This is a genomic window from Thermodesulfobacterium geofontis OPF15 (assembly GCF_000215975.1).
In the GTDB taxonomy this organism is placed as follows: Bacteria; Desulfobacterota; Thermodesulfobacteria; order Thermodesulfobacteriales; family Thermodesulfobacteriaceae; genus Thermodesulfobacterium; species Thermodesulfobacterium geofontis.
In genome coordinates this window covers 13,687-30,276 of sequence record NC_015682.1, presented here as the reverse complement: position 1 = coordinate 30,276, position 16,590 = coordinate 13,687, and the positions used below count along the sequence as shown (strand labels likewise).

The window sequence follows — 16,590 nt, the reverse complement described above, 5'->3', positions numbered from 1 at the left end:
AAAATGGCTATAAAAGGAGGAACAGAAATAAAAGTTGGTATATTTGTATTTATAGGAATTGTAGCCCTTTTATATCTTACTTTTAAGCTTGGTGAAGAAGCCTTTACTCCAAAGGATGTTTACAAAATTTATGCAGTATTTGATAACATTTCCGGGCTTACAAAGGGAGCAAAAATAGAAATGGCAGGGATTCCTATTGGAAGGGTAGGAAAGATTGAATTAACCCCCGAAGGAAAAGCAAAGGTGGAGCTTTTAATTTATAAAGGTTATAAGATTCAGGAAGATGCAACTGCAGCTATAAGAACCTATGGTGTATTAGGAGATAAATTTATAGATATTAAACCTGGATACTCTAAGGTCTATCTACAACCTGGTTCCATGATAGCTTATACAGAAAGTGCAATTTCTGTTGATGAAATTTTAGCAAGTATAGGTCCTACTGTAGAGGGATTAAAAGAATTAATCGGTACTAAGGAAGGAAAAGAAAATTTAAAAATTTTAGTGGCAAATATTAGAGATGCTTCCCAAAGTTTTAAAAATATTGCAGAAAGAATAGAAAAAGGGCAGGGTACTTTAAGTAAACTTATAAGTGATGATAGGCTTTATAAAGATTTAACTGCAACTGCGGAGAATTTGAAAAAAGTTTCAGCTCAGATAGAAAGTGGGCAAGGGACTCTTGGGAAACTGGTCAAAGATGAAGAATTGTATAAAAGCTTAAAACAAACCGTAGCTAATTTAGAAAGTGTCTCTAAGAGACTTGAAAGAGGAGAAGGGACTCTTGGTAAATTGATGACAGATGAAAAACTTTATAAAGATTTAAAAGCCATTTCTGAAGATTTAAGAAAGATAACAGCTCAGATAGAAAGTGGGCAAGGGACTCTTGGGAAACTACTAAAAGATGATTCTCTTTATACAGAAGCTAAAAAAACTTTAAAGAGTGTTAATAGAGCTGCTAAAGGAGTAGAGGAACAGGTACCTATTACTGTTCTTGGAGTTATGGCTGGTGCAGCTATGCAATAAAATTAAATTTCAAAAACTGCTTTTACTTTAAATTTTTTTATAGCTGGGAAAAGCTTTATTTTTATTTGAAATTTTTCCTCTAAATTTTTACAAAATTCTTTTAAATCCCTTTCTGATTTTGTAACCACTGTAAACCAGAAATTGAGTTCATGTTCTCTAAGATAAGCATGGGTTATTTCCGGAAACTTTGCTATTTCATAAGCTAATTTTATTTTGTCTTCAGGTAAACTTGTGGCACATAAACAAGTGATATAACCCAGTTTATAAGAATCTATAGTTGCTCCAAAATGTCTTATTATTTTTCTTTTTTTTAGATTTTTTAAAAACTCTATAATTTCTTTCTCTTCAAGAGAAAATTTTTTAGCTAAAATTTTGAATGGTTCTGGAACCAAAGGAAAATCCTTCTGTAAAAAATTAAGAAGCTCCTTTAGTTTTTTTTCTTTAAGATTATCCATTGTTTCCAAATTACCAATAAAATTCAATTTTTCAATAAAAAACTTCTCTTTTTGTATAAAAATTTTATGATATTATAGGATAACCTAATAAGATAAAAATTGGGAGGTAGTTAAAAATGGGAGAAGGTGAGATAACCATAAAAGAGATTTTTGAGCTTTTACCTCATAGATATCCCTTTTTAATGATTGATAAAGTTGTAGAGATAAATGCAGAAAAGGAATATGTTAAAGCAATTAAAAATGTTACTATTAATGAGCCTTATTTTATAGGGCATTTTCCAGAAAATCCTATTATGCCAGGAGTTTTAATTTTAGAAACTATGGCTCAGGCTGCAGGAGTAGGACTTATGGCTCTATTTCCAGAATATAAAGGAAAGCTTTTTGTTCTTGCAGGGATTGATAGGGCAAGGTTTAGACAACCTGTTTATCCTGGAGATACACTTATTATTGAAGTTCAAGGCTTTAGAAGAAAAGGGAACATAATTAAAACTGCAATTATTGCTAAGGTTAATGAAAAAATAGTAGCAGAAGCAGAAATTACAGCAGGAATTTTAAATAAGGAGAAAAACAAATGAATAAGATTTCACCTACAGCTTATATAGATCCTTCGGCTGAAATAGAAGATGATGTAGAAATAGGTCCCAATGTATATATAGGACCAAAAGTTTATATAGGGAAAGGAACAATTATTAAGGCTCATTCTTATATTGAAAGTAATACCAAAATAGGGAAATACAATCAAATAGGTCCTTTTACTGTAATCGGGACACCTCCTCAACATATTAGTTATAAAGGGGAAGAAACAAGGGTGGAGATAGGGGATCATAATATAATTAGAGAATTTGTAACTATTCATAGAGGAACTGCTTTTGATGATGGGATTACTTATATAGGAAATAACTGTTTACTTATGAGTTATGTCCATGTAGCTCATGATTGTAAAATAGGAGATCATGTAATTATGGCAAATAATGCTACCTTAGGAGGGCATGTAAGAGTAGAGGAAAAAGTAGTTATGGGAGGTTTTTCAGCAGTTCATCAGTTTTGTAAAATAGGAGCTTATGCTTTTATTGGTGCTATGAGTGGTGTAGATAAAGACGTTCCTCCCTATGTGAAGGTTTTTGGTATTCCTGCAAAGATACAAGGGATAAATCTTATAGGATTAAGAAGAGCAGGTTTTACAAAAGAAGATATCAGAAAGATTTCTCAAGCTATTGGTTATTTTTTAGATGCTCCTTCAACCATTAAAGAAATAATTACAGAATTAAGAGATATATTTGGTGAGGATCCAGTTATAGAAAGACTTATTCTATTTTTGGAAAAACCCTCAAAACAGGGTATAATGAGAAGAAAGCCCTTTGAAGGAGAAGAGGCATTTTAGTTATTTATGGATTTAGAAGATAATAAAATAGGCTTAATTGCAGGAGAAGGTGAATTTCCCATTATTTTAGCTCAGAGTTTAAAAGATAAAAATTATGAAATTATTGCTGTTTGTTTTTCTAATGATCAAAAGGAAAAATTAAAAAAATTTACTCCTCAGATTTTTAAAATTTCCATTGGTCAATTTGGAAAACTTATTGAAATTTTTAAAGAAAATGGAGTCAAAAAGCTTGTGTTTTTAGGGAAAATAGATAAAAGTCAAGCTTTAAAAGTTGGTATTCCAGATTTTAGAGCTTTAGCTTTATGGAGAAAGCTCAAAATTAAAGAGGATAATTCAATTTTAAAAGGAGTTATAGAAGAATTAGAAAATGAAGGATTTATAATAAAGGGTCCTTCAGAATTTTTACAAGAGTTTCTGACTACTGAAGGAATATTTACTAAAAGAGTTCCTACAAAAGAAGAATGGGAAGATATAGAATATGGATTTAAAATTGCTAAAATAATTGGTTCTTTGGACATAGGACAATGTGTAGTAGTAAAAAATAAAATGACAGTTGCTATAGAAGCTATGGAAGGGACAGATGCAACAATTTTAAGAGCTGGTAAACTTAGAAAAGATACTGTAGTTATAAAAGTAGCTAAACCTATTCAGGACTTAAGAATGGACCTACCAGTAGTTGGGTTAAAAACTATAGAAACACTTATTAAAGCACAAGCTAAGGTTTTAGCTTTAGAAGCAGGAAAAACATTTTTTTTACAAAAAGAGTCTGCTATCAAATTAGCTGATAAAAACAATATTTCTATAGTTGGATACAAAAGTAAAGAAGAATAAAAATGGGTAAAGTAAAGGTAGCAGTTATAGGGGTAGGACATTTAGGGAAATTTCATGCTAAAAAATTTACTGAAATTCCATCCGCAGAGCTTTTTGCTATAGTAGATATAAATCCAGAAAGAATTAAAGAAACTCTTGATTTATTAAAAGAAAAAGGAAGCTCTGTAAAAACTTTTACTAATTATAAAGAGGTTATTCCCTTTGTTGATGCAGTAAGCATAGTAACTCCAACCATTACTCATTATGAAATTGCTAAAGATTTTTTATTTGCAGGTAAGGCTGTTTTTTTAGAAAAACCTCTTGCTCATGAATTAAGTTTAGCAGAAGAGCTTGTTGAAATTTCAATCAAAAAAAATCTTCCTCTCCAAGTGGGTTATATTGAAAGATTTCAAGAACCTGTCAAAAAGCTTTTGCAAAATGTAAAAAATCCTCTCTTTATAGAGGCTCACAGATTATCTTCTTTTACAGAAAGAAATCTTGATATAGACGTAATTTTAGATCTTATGATACACGATCTTGATTTAGCTTTACTTTTAAAAAACTATAAAAAAATTGAGTTTATTCATGCTGTAGGGGCTCCACTTTTTACCCCCTTACCAGATATTGTAAATGCAAGAATAGTTTTTGAAGATGGAACCACCTGTAATTTTACTGCAAGTAGAGTTTCGCTTAATAGACAAAGAAAATTTAGAGTATTTTCTAAAGGTGCCTATTATGTAGTAGATACAATAGAAAAAAGCTATTTAGAGGTTAGAGTTGATCTTCAAAAAAGAGAATATAAATTAGATAAAAAATCTTTTCCAGAGAGTGATCCTTTAAAAGAAGAACTTGAATCTTTTATTAAATGTATAACCAATGGAGAGAAAGTTAAGGTGACAGGAGAATCTGCCTTAAAATCGCTTGAGCTTGCCTTTCAAATAAAAAAGCAAGTAGAAAATAATTTAAAAAAATATCTATGATTTATCAAACCTCCCCTCGGGTTTTAATAATTACAGGTGAGATTTCTGGAGATATCTATGGATATTTACTAATTAAGAGAATAAAAGATCTAAATTCAGCTTTTCAATTTGTTGGAATAGGTGGACCTAAGATGAGAAGTCTTGGTATTGAGATATTATTTCCTGCTGAATCACTTGCTTTGGTAGGGTTACCAAGTTTTTCTGAGCTTAAAAAATATTGGTTTGTCTATAAAAAAATTGAAGAATTTTTAAGAAAAAGAAGGGTAGATGTAATAATATTAGTAGATTTCCCAGGTTTCAATTTAAAGATTGCCAAATTAGCTAAAAAATTAGGATATCCCGTAATATATTATATAGCTCCTCAGGCATGGGCTTGGAATAAAAAAAGGGTTCATATTTTAAGAAAATATGTAGATAGATTATATGTACTTCTTCCTTTTGAAAAGGAATTTTTTTCTTCTTATGGTATTTCTACTGTTTATTTAGGACATCCCATTTTGGATTTAATAAAAACTAATCTTTCAGAAAGGTTTTTTTATGAAATATATCAATTTAATAAATCTAAACCTTTAGTAAGTTTCTTTCCCGGTAGTAGAGAAAGAGAAATAAGTCGTCATATACCCATGTTTTTAAAAATTTTTGAGAACCTAAAAAAAATAAATCCTCATATTCAAGGAATAATGGTTAAAGCTCCAGGTCTTAAAGATTCTTTTTTGTGGGATAAAGCAAGGTCTCAAATTAAAGTTATAGAAAATACTCAATATGAAGTTTTAAAATATTCTACAGTGGCTCTTCTTGCCTCAGGAACTATTACTTTAGAGGCTGCACTTCTTGAAACCCCTGCTATAGTTACTTATTCTTTACCTTCTTGGATGTATTTTATTGCTAAAAAATTAATTAAAGTTCCTTATATCAGTCTTGCTAATTTAATTTTACAAAAGGAAATATATCCAGAAGTTATAAAAGAAAAAGATAAAATTGGTGTTATTACTCACAAAATAAAAGAGCTTATAGAGAATGAAAAAGCAAGAACAGAGATCAAAAAAGAACTTTCTACTATAAAAAAGCTAATTGGTTCTCCTGGAGCTAGTTGGAGGATTGCTGAAGATATGATAAAGTATATCTTGTCTCTTAAAAGGGGTTAAGCATATTGAATTTTTAAAAATTGTAGGAGGTTTACTTATGGCTGAAGATCTAAAAAAAATGTATAGAACGATTGTAGAAGACCCCTTTCCTTCAGAATTAAGAATTACTTTTGGAGACCAAACTCTTATCTATAAAAAGAAAAGATGGGAAGTTGAAATAGAACCTGGTGTATTTGAAAAAAAAGGTTTAAGATATGGAGAAAATCCGGATCAAGAAGCTGCACTTTATGAATTAGTTGCAGGTAACTTAATTTTAGGAGAGTGTGAATTTATTAAGCCTGGGCTTGGGTTAATTTCCAGTTTAAAAGAAAGTGATTTTATTCAATTTGGCAAACATCCAAGTAAAATTAATCTTACTGATATAGATAATGCACTCAATATTTTAAGATATTTAACTGAAAAACCAGCTTGTGTGATTGTAAAACATAATAATCCTTCTGGAGTAGCCTACGGAACTACAATAGAGGAAGCTTTTTTAAAAGCATATAAGGCGGATAGAATAGCTGCTTTTGGTGGAGCAATAGCTTTAAATAGACCTGTTGATAAGGCTTGTGCATCCGCTATAGCAGAACAATATTTTGAAGTCTTGGCTGCACCTGAATATGAAGAAGGAACTATAGAAATTTTAAAGAAAAGAAAATCTTTAAGAATTATAAGAATTAAAAAATTGGATAAATTAGAAGAATATGCCAAATATAGAGTAATTGAATTTAAAAGTCTTATTGATGGGGGTATAATTGTTCAGGTTTCTCAACTAAATAAAATTAGAAAAAAGGAAGATCTGCTTCCTGCAGTAGCTATAAAAGATGGAATAGAATATAGATGTCTTAGAGAACCTGATGAAAGAGAAATTAAAGATATGATTTTTGGTTGGGCTGTTGAGATGGGTGTTACTTCTAATTCAGTATTATTTGTTAAAAATGAATGTACAGTAAGTATAGGAACAGGGGAACAAGATAGGGTTGGCTGTACTGAAATAGCTATTTTTAAAGCTTATACCAAATATGCTGATCTTCTCTGCTATGAAAAATATAAAATACCCTATAAACAATTAGAATTAGAAATAGAAAAAGGTCTAAGACCTAAAGCTCAAAAAGAGGAAATTGATGAAGAAACTAAAGAAAAAAAGGCAGGTCTTATAGGTGCAGTTATGATTTCAGATGGATTTTTACCTTTTAGAGATTCTGTAGATGTAGCAGCAAAGCATGGTATTACAGCTATTTTACAACCAGGAGGTTCTGTAAGAGATTGGGAAGTAATTCAAGCCTGTAATGAATATAATCCTCCTATAGCTATGATGTTTACTGGACAAAGAGCATTTAGGCATTGATTAAAACATGTAAAAGGGGTTTCCTATGAACAAAATACCTTTTACTCCAGAGGGTATAGAAAAGATTAAAAAAGAGCTTGAATATCTTATCAAAGTTGAAAGAAGAAATGTGGTAAAAGCTATAGAAGAAGCAAGGGCTCACGGAGATATTTCAGAAAATGCTGAATATGAAGCAGCAAAAGAAAGACAAGCCTATATAGAAGGTAGAATACAAGAATTATCAGGAATTTTAGCTAATGCAGAAATAATACCAGCTCTTACTAAAGTTCCAGATAAAGTTCAGTTTGGAGTTAAAGTAAAATTATTAAATTTGGATACTGAAGAAGTGATTACTTATAGAATCGTTGGTCCCTATGAGGCAGATCCAGCAAATGGTAGTATTTCTGTATATTCTCCTTTAGCAAGGTCTTTAATAGGAAAAGAGATAGGAGACGAAGTTCAAGTAAATACACCCTCAGGGATAAAAAATTTTGAAATTTTGGATATAGAAATTTAGTTATTAGAGGAGGATAAAGTGGAATTTTTAAACAAAAGGTATCTTTTTACCCCAGGTCCAGTTCCTGTAGCAGAAGATGTACTTTTATCTATGGCTCAACCTATTACCCATCATAGATTGCCAGAATTTTCAGAAATTTTAAAAGAAATTAGAGAAGATCTAAAATATCTTTTTCAAACCAAAAAAGAAATTTATTTTTTTGCCTCTTCAGGAACAGGTGCTATGGAATCAGCTATTGTTAATCTCTTTTCTCCACAAGACAAAGTAATTATAGTAGTTGGTGGAAAATTTGGACAAAGATGGTTGGAACTTTCTCAAACCTATAATTTAGATCCGATAGTAATAGAAGTTCCTTGGGGGAAAGCTGTTAAACCTGAGGAGGTAGAAAAGATTTTAAAAACTAAAAAAGATATAAAAGGGGTTTTAATACAAGCTTGTGAAACCTCAACAGGGGTTAAACATCCTATAAAAGAAATTGCAGAAATTGTTAAAGATACCCCTGCAGTAATTGTAGTTGATGCTATTTCTGCTCTTGGAGTTTATGACCTTCCAATGGATAAATGGGGGCTTGATGTAGTGATTACAGGTTCTCAAAAAGCCTTAAGTTTACCTCCTGGTTTGTCTTTTATCGCTTTTTCAGATAAAGCCCAAGATATGGCTAAAAAATCAAGACTTCCTAAATATTATTTTGATCTTCAAAGGGAAAAAAAGGCTTATGAAAAAAATACTACAGCTTTCACTCCTGCTGTAAGTTTACTCATAGGATTAAGAAAAATGCTTAAACGCATAAAAGAAATAGGACTTGAAAAATTATTTAAACACTATCAAATCCTTTCCCTTGCTTGTAGAAAAGCAGTATCAGCACTTAATTTAGAAATTTTTCCTGAAGTTCCTTCTGAATCTCTTACAGTTATTAAGACTCCAAATGGACTAAATACAGGAGAACTTTTAAAATTTTTAAGAAGTAAATTGGGAGTTGTTTTTGCAGGAGGACAAGATCATCTCAAGGGAAAAATTTTAAGAATTACCCATATGGGTAATCAGTCTCTTTTTGATCTTTTAATAGCTCTTTCAGCTTTAGAGATGGGGTTGAACCTTTTTGGTTATAAAGTCCCTCTTGGTAAAGGAATAAAATCTGCTGAAGAAGTAATTTTAAATTATATAAAGGAAGAATATTTATAAAAAATTTTCAAAAGGAGTGGGGAATGAAAGTTTTAATTTCAGATCCTATTTCAGAAGAAGGAATAGAAATTTTAAAAAATGCAGGCTTAGAAGTTGTTTATAAACCAGGTCTTCCTTATGAAGAATTATTAGAAATAATTCCTCAATTTGATGCACTTATTATAAGAAGCTCAACCAAAGTAACTAAAGAAGTGATTGAAAGGGCAAAAAATTTAAAAGTTATAGGAAGAGCAGGAACAGGTCTTGATAATGTAGATTTACAAGCTGCAAACGAAAAAGGCATAGTAGTTATGAATGTCCCAGGAGGAAATACTCTATCTGCAGCTGAACATACCTTAGCTTTAATTTTTGCAATTGCAAGAAAAATTCCTCAGGCTGTAGCATCCCTAAAAGAAGGAAAATGGGAAAAAAAGAAATTTATAGGAGTGGAACTTAATAATAAAGTCTTAGGAATTATTGGTTTAGGAAGAATAGGAAGTATTGTTGCAGATAGAGCCCTTGGAATGAAAATGAAAGTAATAGCTTATGATCCCTTTGTTTCTCCAGAAGCAGCAGAGAAAAAAGGAGTAGAACTTGTAAGTTTAGAAGAATTACTTAGAAGATCAGACTTTATAACTATTCATACACCCTTAACTAAAGAGACCTATCATCTTATAGATGAAAAAGCCTTTTCTATGATGAAGGATGGGGTGTACATTATAAACTGTGCAAGAGGAGGAATTATAGATGAGGAAGCACTTTATAGGGCTATGGTTTCAGGGAAAGTTGCAGGAGCAGCTCTTGATGTTTTTGAGAAAGAACCAGTAGATCCCAATCACCCTTTACTTTCCTTAGAAAATTTTATTGGAACCCCCCATCTCGGTGCTTCAACTATAGAAGCTCAAAAAACAGTTGCTATAGAAATAGCAAAACAATTAGTTGACTACCTTCTTAAGGGAATAATAAGAAATGCAGTAAATGTTCCTTCTTTACCTCCAGAAATTTTAAAAATCATTACACCTATACTTACTCTTGCAGAAAAAATCGGTTTACTTGCTGCCCAAATCGCAGAAGGAGCTATTCAAGAAGTAGAGATTACTTACAAAGGTGAAATCTCCCAGCTGGATGTTAAACCTATAACTCTTGCTTTTGTTAAAGGACTTCTTTCTCCATTTTTAAAAGAAGATGTAAATTATGTTAATGCCCTTATAAGAGCAAAGGAAAGGGATATAAAAATAATAGAATCTAAAACAGAAATTTCAGAAGATTTTACCTCTCTTATAAGTGCTAAAGTAAAACATACCGAAGGTTATACAGTGGTTGAAGGAACTATTTTTGGTAAAAAAGAACCTCGTATAGTTAGAATTAATGGATTCAGACTTGATGCTTTACCAGAAGGACATATGCTTTATATTTTTAATGAAGATAGACCAGGGGTAATAGGAAAAATAGGAACTATTCTTGGTAATCACAATTTAAATATTTCAAGAATGTATGTAGGGCAAGACCCTATGAAAAAAACAAATGTAATACTTCTTAGTTTAGATCAACCTCCCACAACAGAAGCTTTAAAGGAATTAAGTGAGCTTACCACAGTTTATTTAGTAAAACCTTTAGAACTTTAAAAATTATGAATAAACCAAATTTAAGAAATTATCAATTAGAAGAATTAAAAAATTTAATGGAAATCATTGGAGAACCTTCCTATAGAGGAGAGCAGATTTTTCATTGGATTACTTGTAAAAATGCTATAACTTTTGAAGAAATGACAGATCTTCCAAAGAGCCTAAGAACAAAACTTTCTGAAAATTTTTCTCTTGAACTTCCAGAAATAGTTGATAAAGAAGAAGATATAGATGGAACAGTTAAATTTGCTTTAAAACTAAAAGACAATAATCTAATTGAAACAGTTATAATTCCAGAAAAAGATCATTATACTCTTTGTGTTTCAACTCAAGTAGGATGTCCCATAGGTTGTAAGTTTTGTGTTACAGGGAAAATTGGTTTTAAAAGAAATTTAGAAGTTTATGAAATAATTTCTCAAGTGGTTATTGCAAGAAGGTATTTAAAAGAAAAAGAAGAAGAGCTTCCTTTAAGAAATATAGTTTTTATGGGGATGGGGGAACCGCTTTTAAATTTGAAAAATCTTATAAAAGCTCTAAAAATACTTGCTCATCCTAAGGGATTTAATTATTCCAGAAAAAGACTTACTGTTTCAACTGTAGGGCTTTTAAAAGAAATGGAAATTCTTGCTAAGGAGTTTTCTACTGCCCTGGCAATATCTCTTCATGCTCCTACAGATGAAATTAGAAGAGAACTTATCCCTATAGCTAAAAAATATTCTGTTGAAGAGCTTATTTTAGCTTGTAAAAAATTCCCTCGCATTAAAAATAGTAGAACTACTATAGAATACGTAATAATAAAAGATGTAAATGATAGTTTGGAGTCTGCAAAAAAATTAGCGGATCTTTTAAAGGGATATCCTTTTAAAGTGAATCTTATTCCTTTCAATCCTCACCCTGAAATTCCTTTTGAAAGACCTTCTCAAGAAGTGGTAGAAAGATTTCAAAAATATCTTCTTTCAAGGGGAATATTAACTACTGTAAGAAAAAGTAAAGGTCTTGGTATTGATGCTGCTTGTGGACAGCTGGGTGCAAAAATTTTAAAATCTTTAACTCCACACTCCATTAATAAAGAAACCGCAGTTGGGACAGGTTAGATCAGGTTTAAGATCTATCTTTAAAACTCTAAAACCATATCTTTCAATAATCAAATGATTACATTTTGGACAATAGGTATTTTCATATTGATTCCCAGGAACATTTCCTATATAGATATAATAAAGTCCAACTTCTTTTCCAATATAATAGGCTTTTAATAAAGTTTCTTCAGGAGTATAAGGTTTATCTAAGAGTTGATAATGGGGAAAAAAGCGAGAAATATGCCAGGGAACATCAGGACCGAGCTCAGTTTTTATAAAATTCGCAAGTTCCCTTAATTCAGCTGGATCATCATTTTCTTCCGGAATAATAAGAGTAGTAATTTCTACCCATATACCTTGGCTTTTTAAATATTTTAAATTATCTAAAACAGGCTGCAGTTTAGCTTTACAAAACTTTTTATAAAATTCCTCTCTAAAAGCCTTTAAATCTACATTTATTCCATGAAGATAGGGTTTAATATAGTCTATAGCTTCTTTTGTCATATAACCATTAGAAACAAAAACATTTTTTAATCCTTCATTTTCTGCTAATTTGGCACAATCATAGGCAAATTCAAAAAAGATAGTAGGTTCTGTGTAAGTATAGGAAATACTTTTTGCCCTTTGTGCTTTAGCTATTTTTACAATATCTTTTGGTGAGGTTAATTTTCCAGGAATGCCTCCATAAATATGAGGATATTGAGAAATTTCAAAATTTTGACAAAAACTACAGCGAAAATTACACCCTACAGTTGCTATAGAATAGCTCCATGAGCCTGGTAAAAAATGATAAAGCGGTTTTTTTTCTATAGGATCTAAATGTTCTGCAATTATCTTTCCATAAACTAAGGAAAAAAGAACTCCTTCTTCATTTTTTCTAACTCCACAAATCCCTGTATGATTGGGATAGATAACACAATGATGATTACATAAATTGCACTTTACCTTTTTATCTTCCAAACGTTCATATAAAAGAGCTTCTCTCATATTTGATTATTTTAAGACACTTTTTAATTCTTATCAATTCTTTTTAGAAAATTTTTTACCTCTTCGGTATAATCACCTTTACGTGATTCATAAATATAAAGAGGTGGAAGAATTCTTATCTCTTCCTTAGCTTCTTTAACTGCGCATAAAAGAACAAGTTTTGCCTCCGAACCAGGATAGGAATAAACCAATCTTAAAAGCTTTGGCTCAAGTCTGTGGTTTTTAAGAAGATATACTAATTCTGCAAGTCTTAGAGCTGTAAAAACTAAATAAAATTTACCCCTATTTTTTAAAAGATAGTTTACCTTTTTTAAAAATTCATTAAGATCACACTCTATATCTCTTCTTGTAATATTTTCAATTTCATAAGGACTTTTTCTTCCAGCTTCACTTTTGAAATAGGGAGGATTAGAAAAAACTACATCAAAATTACCAGGTTTAAAAGGTGGATTTCTTATATCTCCTTTAATTACAAATAGCCTTTCTTGCAATTTATTTTCAAGAACATTTCTCTTAAGGCATTCTATATAAAGTGTTTCAAGCTCTAAGGCAAAAATTTTTGCATGAGAAAATCTCTTTAAAGCGATAAGTGAAATAATACCAGAGCCTGCTCCAACTTCTAAAACTATATCCTTTGGTTTTAAATTTAAAAAATAGGCTAATAAAATAGAATCTATACCAAATCTAAAACCCCTTTCAGGCTGATAAACAATTATAGAGCCTTCTAAAAAAGGAGTAGGAACTAACTGCATAGCTTTTCCCATAAATAATAAACCACTTGATTATGAAGAAGTTTTCCTTTAAAGGTTAAAGATATTCTTTCCTTTTCTTCTTTTATTAAGTTTTCTCTTATCAAAGTATCTAAAGCATTTTTTGGCAGATAATAATTATATTTTCTTTTTAATTCTTTTAAACTTATACCTTCTTTTAATCTTAATCCCATAAATATATATTCCTTTGCTAATTCATAAGAATTAAGATTTTCAATTATTTTTAAGGGAAGTTTTTTTTCTTTTAAAAGGGAATTTAAATAATAATTTAAATTCCTTGGATTTTCCCATCTTAGATTTTCTACTCTTGAGGTAGCAGAGGGACCTAATCCTAAGTAAGGTTTAAGTTTCCAATAAAGAAGATTGTGTTTACATTCATAATTAGGTATAGCATAATTGGAAATTTCATATCTTTCATATCCGTTTTTTTCTAAAATTTCCTCAATTGTTTTATAAAGATTCATTAACTTTTCGTCCTTTATCCAATATTTTTCCCCTTTAAAAATTTGATAAAAGGGTGTTCCCTTTTCTAAGGTTAATTCATAAAAAGACAAATGGGGAGGATTAAATTTTAAGGCTTTTAATATTTCCCTTTTAAGGGTTTTTTCTCCTTGTCCTTTCCATCCAAATATAAAATCTAAAGAAAAATTTTTAAAACCACTTTTTTTAATAAATCCTAAGGCTTTAAAAATATTTTTTTGAGTATGGAGTCTTCCCAAAAATTTTAGCCCCCTTGAAGAAAAACTTTGTACTCCTAAGCTTATACGATTAAACCCTACTTCATAAAAAGCTTTTGTCTTTTCTAAAGTAAGTGTTTCAGGATTTGCCTCTAAGGTTAATTCTTTGGGAGAAAAATTAAAATTCTTGGTTAAAAAATTGAAAAGGTCTTCATAAAAATAAGGGGAAAGAAGAGAAGGAGTTCCACCACCTGCATAAAAGGTGATAAAAGAAAGAGCTTTTATTTCAAATCTTTCTTCTAAAAAGTTTTTTAAAAGTTTTAATTCTTCCTTTAAAGCTTTTAAAAATTTATTTTCTAAATATTTTGTAACCTTTGTCTCAATAGAATAAAAATCACAATAGGGACATTTTTTTAAACAAAAGGGCACATGAAGGTATAATCCCAAATTTACTTTTTTCATTAAGGTTTCTTCAAATTTATTAAAAAGAATTTAAAATTATTTAGATGAAAATTTTCTGGAAATATCATCTTAGAGAATATACTTTTTATACTTTTTCTTTTTTTTTAATATTTAGTGCTATTATAACTCTTGTTCAAGGAATAATCAAATTGCAAGATTTTTTAAATTTTAATCCACCTTTTAATGTGATCTTTCAACTTTTTATCCTTGTCTTTTTTCAGCTTCTATCTTTTATTTATAGTTTATCAGTCTTTATGGGAGTTCTTTTTGCTATTCATAGGCTAAAATATGAAAGAGAAGTACTTGCCTTTTGTTCTTTAGGTTTTTCCTTAGAAGACTTTATGAAACCTCTTCTTATTTTTTCTTTAATTAGTTTAATAATAACCTTTTTAGCCCATTTTTTTCTTTCTCCTTGGTCTAAAAGAAGGGTAAAGGAGATTCAGATAGAACTTGTTAAAGCTCAAGCAGAAAAATCTTTTCCCGAAAAAAGACCTATAGCCTTAGGAAAAGATTATTACCTTTATGTGAGAAAATCAGATTTAAAAGATAAAGCCCATTATTTTAAGAATATATTTCTTCTAAAAAGAGAAAAAGAAGGTAAAAAAGGTTTTTTCATTGCTCAAGAAGGAAGTTATTCTCCCAAAGAGAATATATTTATTTTAATTAAGGGATGGGGAATTTTTAGAGATCCTCAAAATAATATAGAGGTTTTAAAATTTGGAGATTATAAATTTAAACTAAATACAAAAACCTTTGAAGAAGAAAAGCTTTATTTCAAAAGAGGAGAAAAAAGTTTTACAGAATTAAAAGAAGAAATAGAGAAACTTAAACCAGGAACTTCAAGCTATTTTAAATATTTTAATGAATATTATCAAAGATTTTTTTTTCCTCTCTCAGTTTTATTTTTAGCTTTTCAAGCTTTTTTTCTTAGTATTTATCTTAAAACCTCTTATAGATTTTTGCTCTTTTTTATAGGAATTGCAGCCTTTCTGATATTTTTTATTTTTTATAATTTTTTTTCTTCCTTAGGAGAAAATGGGAAAATTTTTCCTTTGTGGAGTTTTGTTATATTTTATTTTTTAATTAGTATTTCGCTTGTTTTTCAATATGTGGGATTAAAAAGAAAAAGAGAGCTATATTTATGAAGATTTATAAAAGATACCTTTTAGTTGACCTTATAAAGATAAATTTACTTTTATTGTTTATTTTTTCTTCCTTTTATTTTTTAGTTGATTTTTTTGAAAAATTGGGAGAGTTTTTATCTTTTAAAAAACCTTTTTACCTTTTTTTGACTTATATTTTTTGGAAATCCTTAGCCAATTTATATGAATTTTTTCCCTTTGCTTGTGGATTATCAGGAATAATTTTATTTCTTTGGTTGACAAGAACAGGGGAATTACTTGGTTTTTTATCCCTTGGATTTTCAAAAAAAGAACTAATAACTCTCACAGGAAAGGGAATTTTTCTTTTTTCTTTATTGTTTGGATTAGCAATAAGCATCCTTTTTCCTAAAGCAGCTTTTATGAGTCTTTATACTTGGGATTATAAGATAGCTGAGAAAAGAGAACAATATTTAGTATTTAATGAACAAATTTTTATTAGAGGTCCTGATTTTTATCTTATAGCTAAGCCTTTAGAACCAAAAGGTGAATATTTACAAGATATACTTCTTGTTTTCATAAATAAAGAAGAGTTAAAAAAAATTATATGGGCTAAGGAGGGATTTTATAAATCTGAAAAATGGATTCTAAAAGAAGTTATTACTCAAGAAGAAAATAAAAATTTTTCTCCTGAGTTTTTTAAAAATTTATCCGCTAACCTTTCTATAAAGCCAGAAACTTTAGTAATGGTAGAAAAGCCTTTAAAATTTTTGTCTCTGAAGGAGCTATTTGAAAGATATAAATTTTTAAAAATGGTTAATAGACCCTATAAAGAAGAAGTTGCAGAAATATTTTTAAAGGTGATTTATCTTTTTTTACCTCTTTTTTTAGGGTTTTTTCCAACGATGGTTTTTGTTAAAAATTATACACCTTCTCAAGTAATAAGTCCCTTTTTAAAAGGGTTAATTTGGTATTTTATCCTATTGACTTCCTATTTATTTTTACAAACCCTTTTAAGGAAAGGTATATTTGTTGCAGGAATTTTATTATCTTTTTTGGTATTTATTAGTTTTTTCACTTGTTTTTTTAAGAAAATCTGGTAAAAAAGTAGGAAA

The 16,590-nt window shown here is 29.7% G+C and carries 17 protein-coding genes; 13 read left to right on the top strand and 4 right to left on the bottom strand.

The features are described from left to right. The first annotated feature begins 3 nt into the window (after window positions 1-3). The gene (locus tag TOPB45_RS00170) at window positions 4-1,020 is read left to right on the top strand and encodes an MlaD family protein (protein WP_013908850.1); all 1,017 of its coding nucleotides are present in this window, start codon (window positions 4-6) and stop codon (window positions 1,018-1,020) included. Between the two features lie 2 nt (window positions 1,021-1,022). Here the strand turns inward: TOPB45_RS00170 and TOPB45_RS00165 are convergent, their stop codons facing one another. Beyond that, window positions 1,023-1,475 (bottom strand): Lrp/AsnC family transcriptional regulator, encoded by a 453-nt coding sequence (locus tag TOPB45_RS00165; protein WP_013908849.1) that lies wholly within the window; start codon window positions 1,473-1,475, stop codon window positions 1,023-1,025. Between the two features lie 116 nt (window positions 1,476-1,591). Here TOPB45_RS00165 and fabZ point away from each other — a divergent pair, with 116 nt between their 5' ends. From fabZ to rlmN, 10 genes are read left to right on the top strand one after another with little or no spacing between them, the layout of a single operon-like run. Further along, window positions 1,592-2,050: a 3-hydroxyacyl-ACP dehydratase FabZ gene (gene fabZ / locus TOPB45_RS00160; protein WP_013908848.1), complete on the top strand. Its 459-nt coding sequence runs from the start codon at window positions 1,592-1,594 to the stop codon at window positions 2,048-2,050. Beyond that, the gene (gene lpxA, locus TOPB45_RS00155) at window positions 2,047-2,856 is read left to right on the top strand and encodes an acyl-ACP--UDP-N-acetylglucosamine O-acyltransferase (RefSeq protein ID WP_013908847.1); all 810 of its coding nucleotides are present in this window, start codon (window positions 2,047-2,049) and stop codon (window positions 2,854-2,856) included. Before fabZ ends, lpxA begins: the two co-directional genes overlap by 4 nt. 6 nt (window positions 2,857-2,862) lie before the next feature. Continuing rightward, the gene (locus tag TOPB45_RS00150) at window positions 2,863-3,687 is read left to right on the top strand and encodes an LpxI family protein (protein ID WP_013908846.1); all 825 of its coding nucleotides are present in this window, start codon (window positions 2,863-2,865) and stop codon (window positions 3,685-3,687) included. Between the two features lie 2 nt (window positions 3,688-3,689). Continuing rightward, window positions 3,690-4,646, top strand: coding sequence for a Gfo/Idh/MocA family protein (locus TOPB45_RS00145; protein ID WP_013908845.1), 957 nt, complete (start codon window positions 3,690-3,692; stop codon window positions 4,644-4,646). Continuing rightward, on the top strand, window positions 4,643-5,791 hold the full coding sequence (gene lpxB / locus TOPB45_RS00140) for a lipid-A-disaccharide synthase (protein ID WP_013908844.1): 1,149 nt from the start codon (window positions 4,643-4,645) through the stop codon (window positions 5,789-5,791). Before TOPB45_RS00145 ends, lpxB begins: the two co-directional genes overlap by 4 nt. 37 nt (window positions 5,792-5,828) lie before the next feature. Next, window positions 5,829-7,121 carry a phosphoribosylaminoimidazolecarboxamide formyltransferase gene (locus TOPB45_RS00135; RefSeq protein WP_013908843.1) on the top strand — a complete coding sequence of 431 codons (1,293 nt, stop codon included), beginning with the start codon at window positions 5,829-5,831 and terminating at the stop codon, window positions 7,119-7,121. A 25-nt stretch (window positions 7,122-7,146) separates the two neighbouring features. Continuing rightward, complete coding sequence (gene greA, locus TOPB45_RS00130) at window positions 7,147-7,617, top strand: transcription elongation factor GreA (RefSeq protein ID WP_013908842.1); 471 nt, start codon at window positions 7,147-7,149, stop codon at window positions 7,615-7,617. 18 nt (window positions 7,618-7,635) lie between these two features. Further along, complete coding sequence (locus tag TOPB45_RS00125) at window positions 7,636-8,799, top strand: pyridoxal-phosphate-dependent aminotransferase family protein (protein ID WP_013908841.1); 1,164 nt, start codon at window positions 7,636-7,638, stop codon at window positions 8,797-8,799. A 23-nt stretch (window positions 8,800-8,822) separates the two neighbouring features. Beyond that, window positions 8,823-10,403, top strand: coding sequence for a phosphoglycerate dehydrogenase (serA, locus tag TOPB45_RS00120; protein ID WP_013908840.1), 1,581 nt, complete (start codon window positions 8,823-8,825; stop codon window positions 10,401-10,403). Between the two features lie 5 nt (window positions 10,404-10,408). Then, the gene (gene rlmN, locus TOPB45_RS00115) at window positions 10,409-11,497 is read left to right on the top strand and encodes a 23S rRNA (adenine(2503)-C(2))-methyltransferase RlmN (RefSeq protein WP_013908839.1); all 1,089 of its coding nucleotides are present in this window, start codon (window positions 10,409-10,411) and stop codon (window positions 11,495-11,497) included. On the opposite strand, the gene amrS is transcribed toward rlmN, so the two are convergent. From amrS to hemW, 3 genes are read right to left on the bottom strand one after another with little or no spacing between them, the layout of a single operon-like run. Continuing rightward, window positions 11,450-12,466, bottom strand: a complete 1,017-nt coding sequence (amrS, locus tag TOPB45_RS00110; RefSeq protein WP_013908838.1) for an AmmeMemoRadiSam system radical SAM enzyme — start codon at window positions 12,464-12,466, stop codon at window positions 11,450-11,452. The two genes, rlmN and amrS, sit on opposite strands and share 48 nt — an antisense overlap. Before the next feature lie 23 nt (window positions 12,467-12,489). Next, entirely contained in the window at window positions 12,490-13,230 is a 741-nt protein-coding gene (locus tag TOPB45_RS00105; protein ID WP_041430247.1) for a tRNA1(Val) (adenine(37)-N6)-methyltransferase, read from the bottom strand. Then, window positions 13,209-14,375 carry a radical SAM family heme chaperone HemW gene (gene hemW / locus TOPB45_RS00100; protein ID WP_013908836.1) on the bottom strand — a complete coding sequence of 389 codons (1,167 nt, stop codon included), beginning with the start codon at window positions 14,373-14,375 and terminating at the stop codon, window positions 13,209-13,211. Before hemW ends, TOPB45_RS00105 begins: the two co-directional genes overlap by 22 nt. Window positions 14,376-14,419: 44 nt before the next feature. On the opposite strand from hemW, the gene TOPB45_RS00095 reads away from it, so the two are divergent. After that, a complete protein-coding gene (locus tag TOPB45_RS00095; protein ID WP_013908835.1) occupies window positions 14,420-15,520 on the top strand; it encodes an LptF/LptG family permease in 1,101 nt (366 codons plus the stop codon). Further along, window positions 15,517-16,578: an LptF/LptG family permease gene (locus tag TOPB45_RS00090; protein ID WP_013908834.1), complete on the top strand. Its 1,062-nt coding sequence runs from the start codon at window positions 15,517-15,519 to the stop codon at window positions 16,576-16,578. Before TOPB45_RS00095 ends, TOPB45_RS00090 begins: the two co-directional genes overlap by 4 nt. Window positions 16,579-16,590 lie beyond the last annotated feature (12 nt).

Excerpts from the sequence above, each read along its gene's own strand:
- TOPB45_RS00170 (WP_013908850.1), top strand. The coding sequence starts at position 4 with ATGGCTATAAAAGGAGGAACAGAAATAAAAGTTGGTATATTTGTATTT.
- TOPB45_RS00165 (WP_013908849.1), bottom strand. The coding sequence starts at position 1,475 with ATGGATAATCTTAAAGAAAAAAAACTAAAGGAGCTTCTTAATTTTTTA.
- fabZ (WP_013908848.1), top strand. The coding sequence starts at position 1,592 with ATGGGAGAAGGTGAGATAACCATAAAAGAGATTTTTGAGCTTTTACCT.
- lpxA (WP_013908847.1), top strand. The coding sequence starts at position 2,047 with ATGAATAAGATTTCACCTACAGCTTATATAGATCCTTCGGCTGAAATA.
- TOPB45_RS00150 (WP_013908846.1), top strand. The coding sequence starts at position 2,863 with ATGGATTTAGAAGATAATAAAATAGGCTTAATTGCAGGAGAAGGTGAA.
- TOPB45_RS00145 (WP_013908845.1), top strand. The coding sequence starts at position 3,690 with ATGGGTAAAGTAAAGGTAGCAGTTATAGGGGTAGGACATTTAGGGAAA.
- lpxB (WP_013908844.1), top strand. The coding sequence starts at position 4,643 with ATGATTTATCAAACCTCCCCTCGGGTTTTAATAATTACAGGTGAGATT.
- TOPB45_RS00135 (WP_013908843.1), top strand. The coding sequence starts at position 5,829 with ATGGCTGAAGATCTAAAAAAAATGTATAGAACGATTGTAGAAGACCCC.
- greA (WP_013908842.1), top strand. The coding sequence starts at position 7,147 with ATGAACAAAATACCTTTTACTCCAGAGGGTATAGAAAAGATTAAAAAA.
- serA (WP_013908840.1), top strand. The coding sequence starts at position 8,823 with ATGAAAGTTTTAATTTCAGATCCTATTTCAGAAGAAGGAATAGAAATT.
- rlmN (WP_013908839.1), top strand. The coding sequence starts at position 10,409 with ATGAATAAACCAAATTTAAGAAATTATCAATTAGAAGAATTAAAAAAT.
- amrS (WP_013908838.1), bottom strand. The coding sequence starts at position 12,466 with ATGAGAGAAGCTCTTTTATATGAACGTTTGGAAGATAAAAAGGTAAAG.
- TOPB45_RS00105 (WP_041430247.1), bottom strand. The coding sequence starts at position 13,230 with ATGGGAAAAGCTATGCAGTTAGTTCCTACTCCTTTTTTAGAAGGCTCT.
- hemW (WP_013908836.1), bottom strand. The coding sequence starts at position 14,375 with ATGAAAAAAGTAAATTTGGGATTATACCTTCATGTGCCCTTTTGTTTA.
- TOPB45_RS00095 (WP_013908835.1), top strand. The coding sequence starts at position 14,420 with ATGAAAATTTTCTGGAAATATCATCTTAGAGAATATACTTTTTATACT.
- TOPB45_RS00090 (WP_013908834.1), top strand. The coding sequence starts at position 15,517 with ATGAAGATTTATAAAAGATACCTTTTAGTTGACCTTATAAAGATAAAT.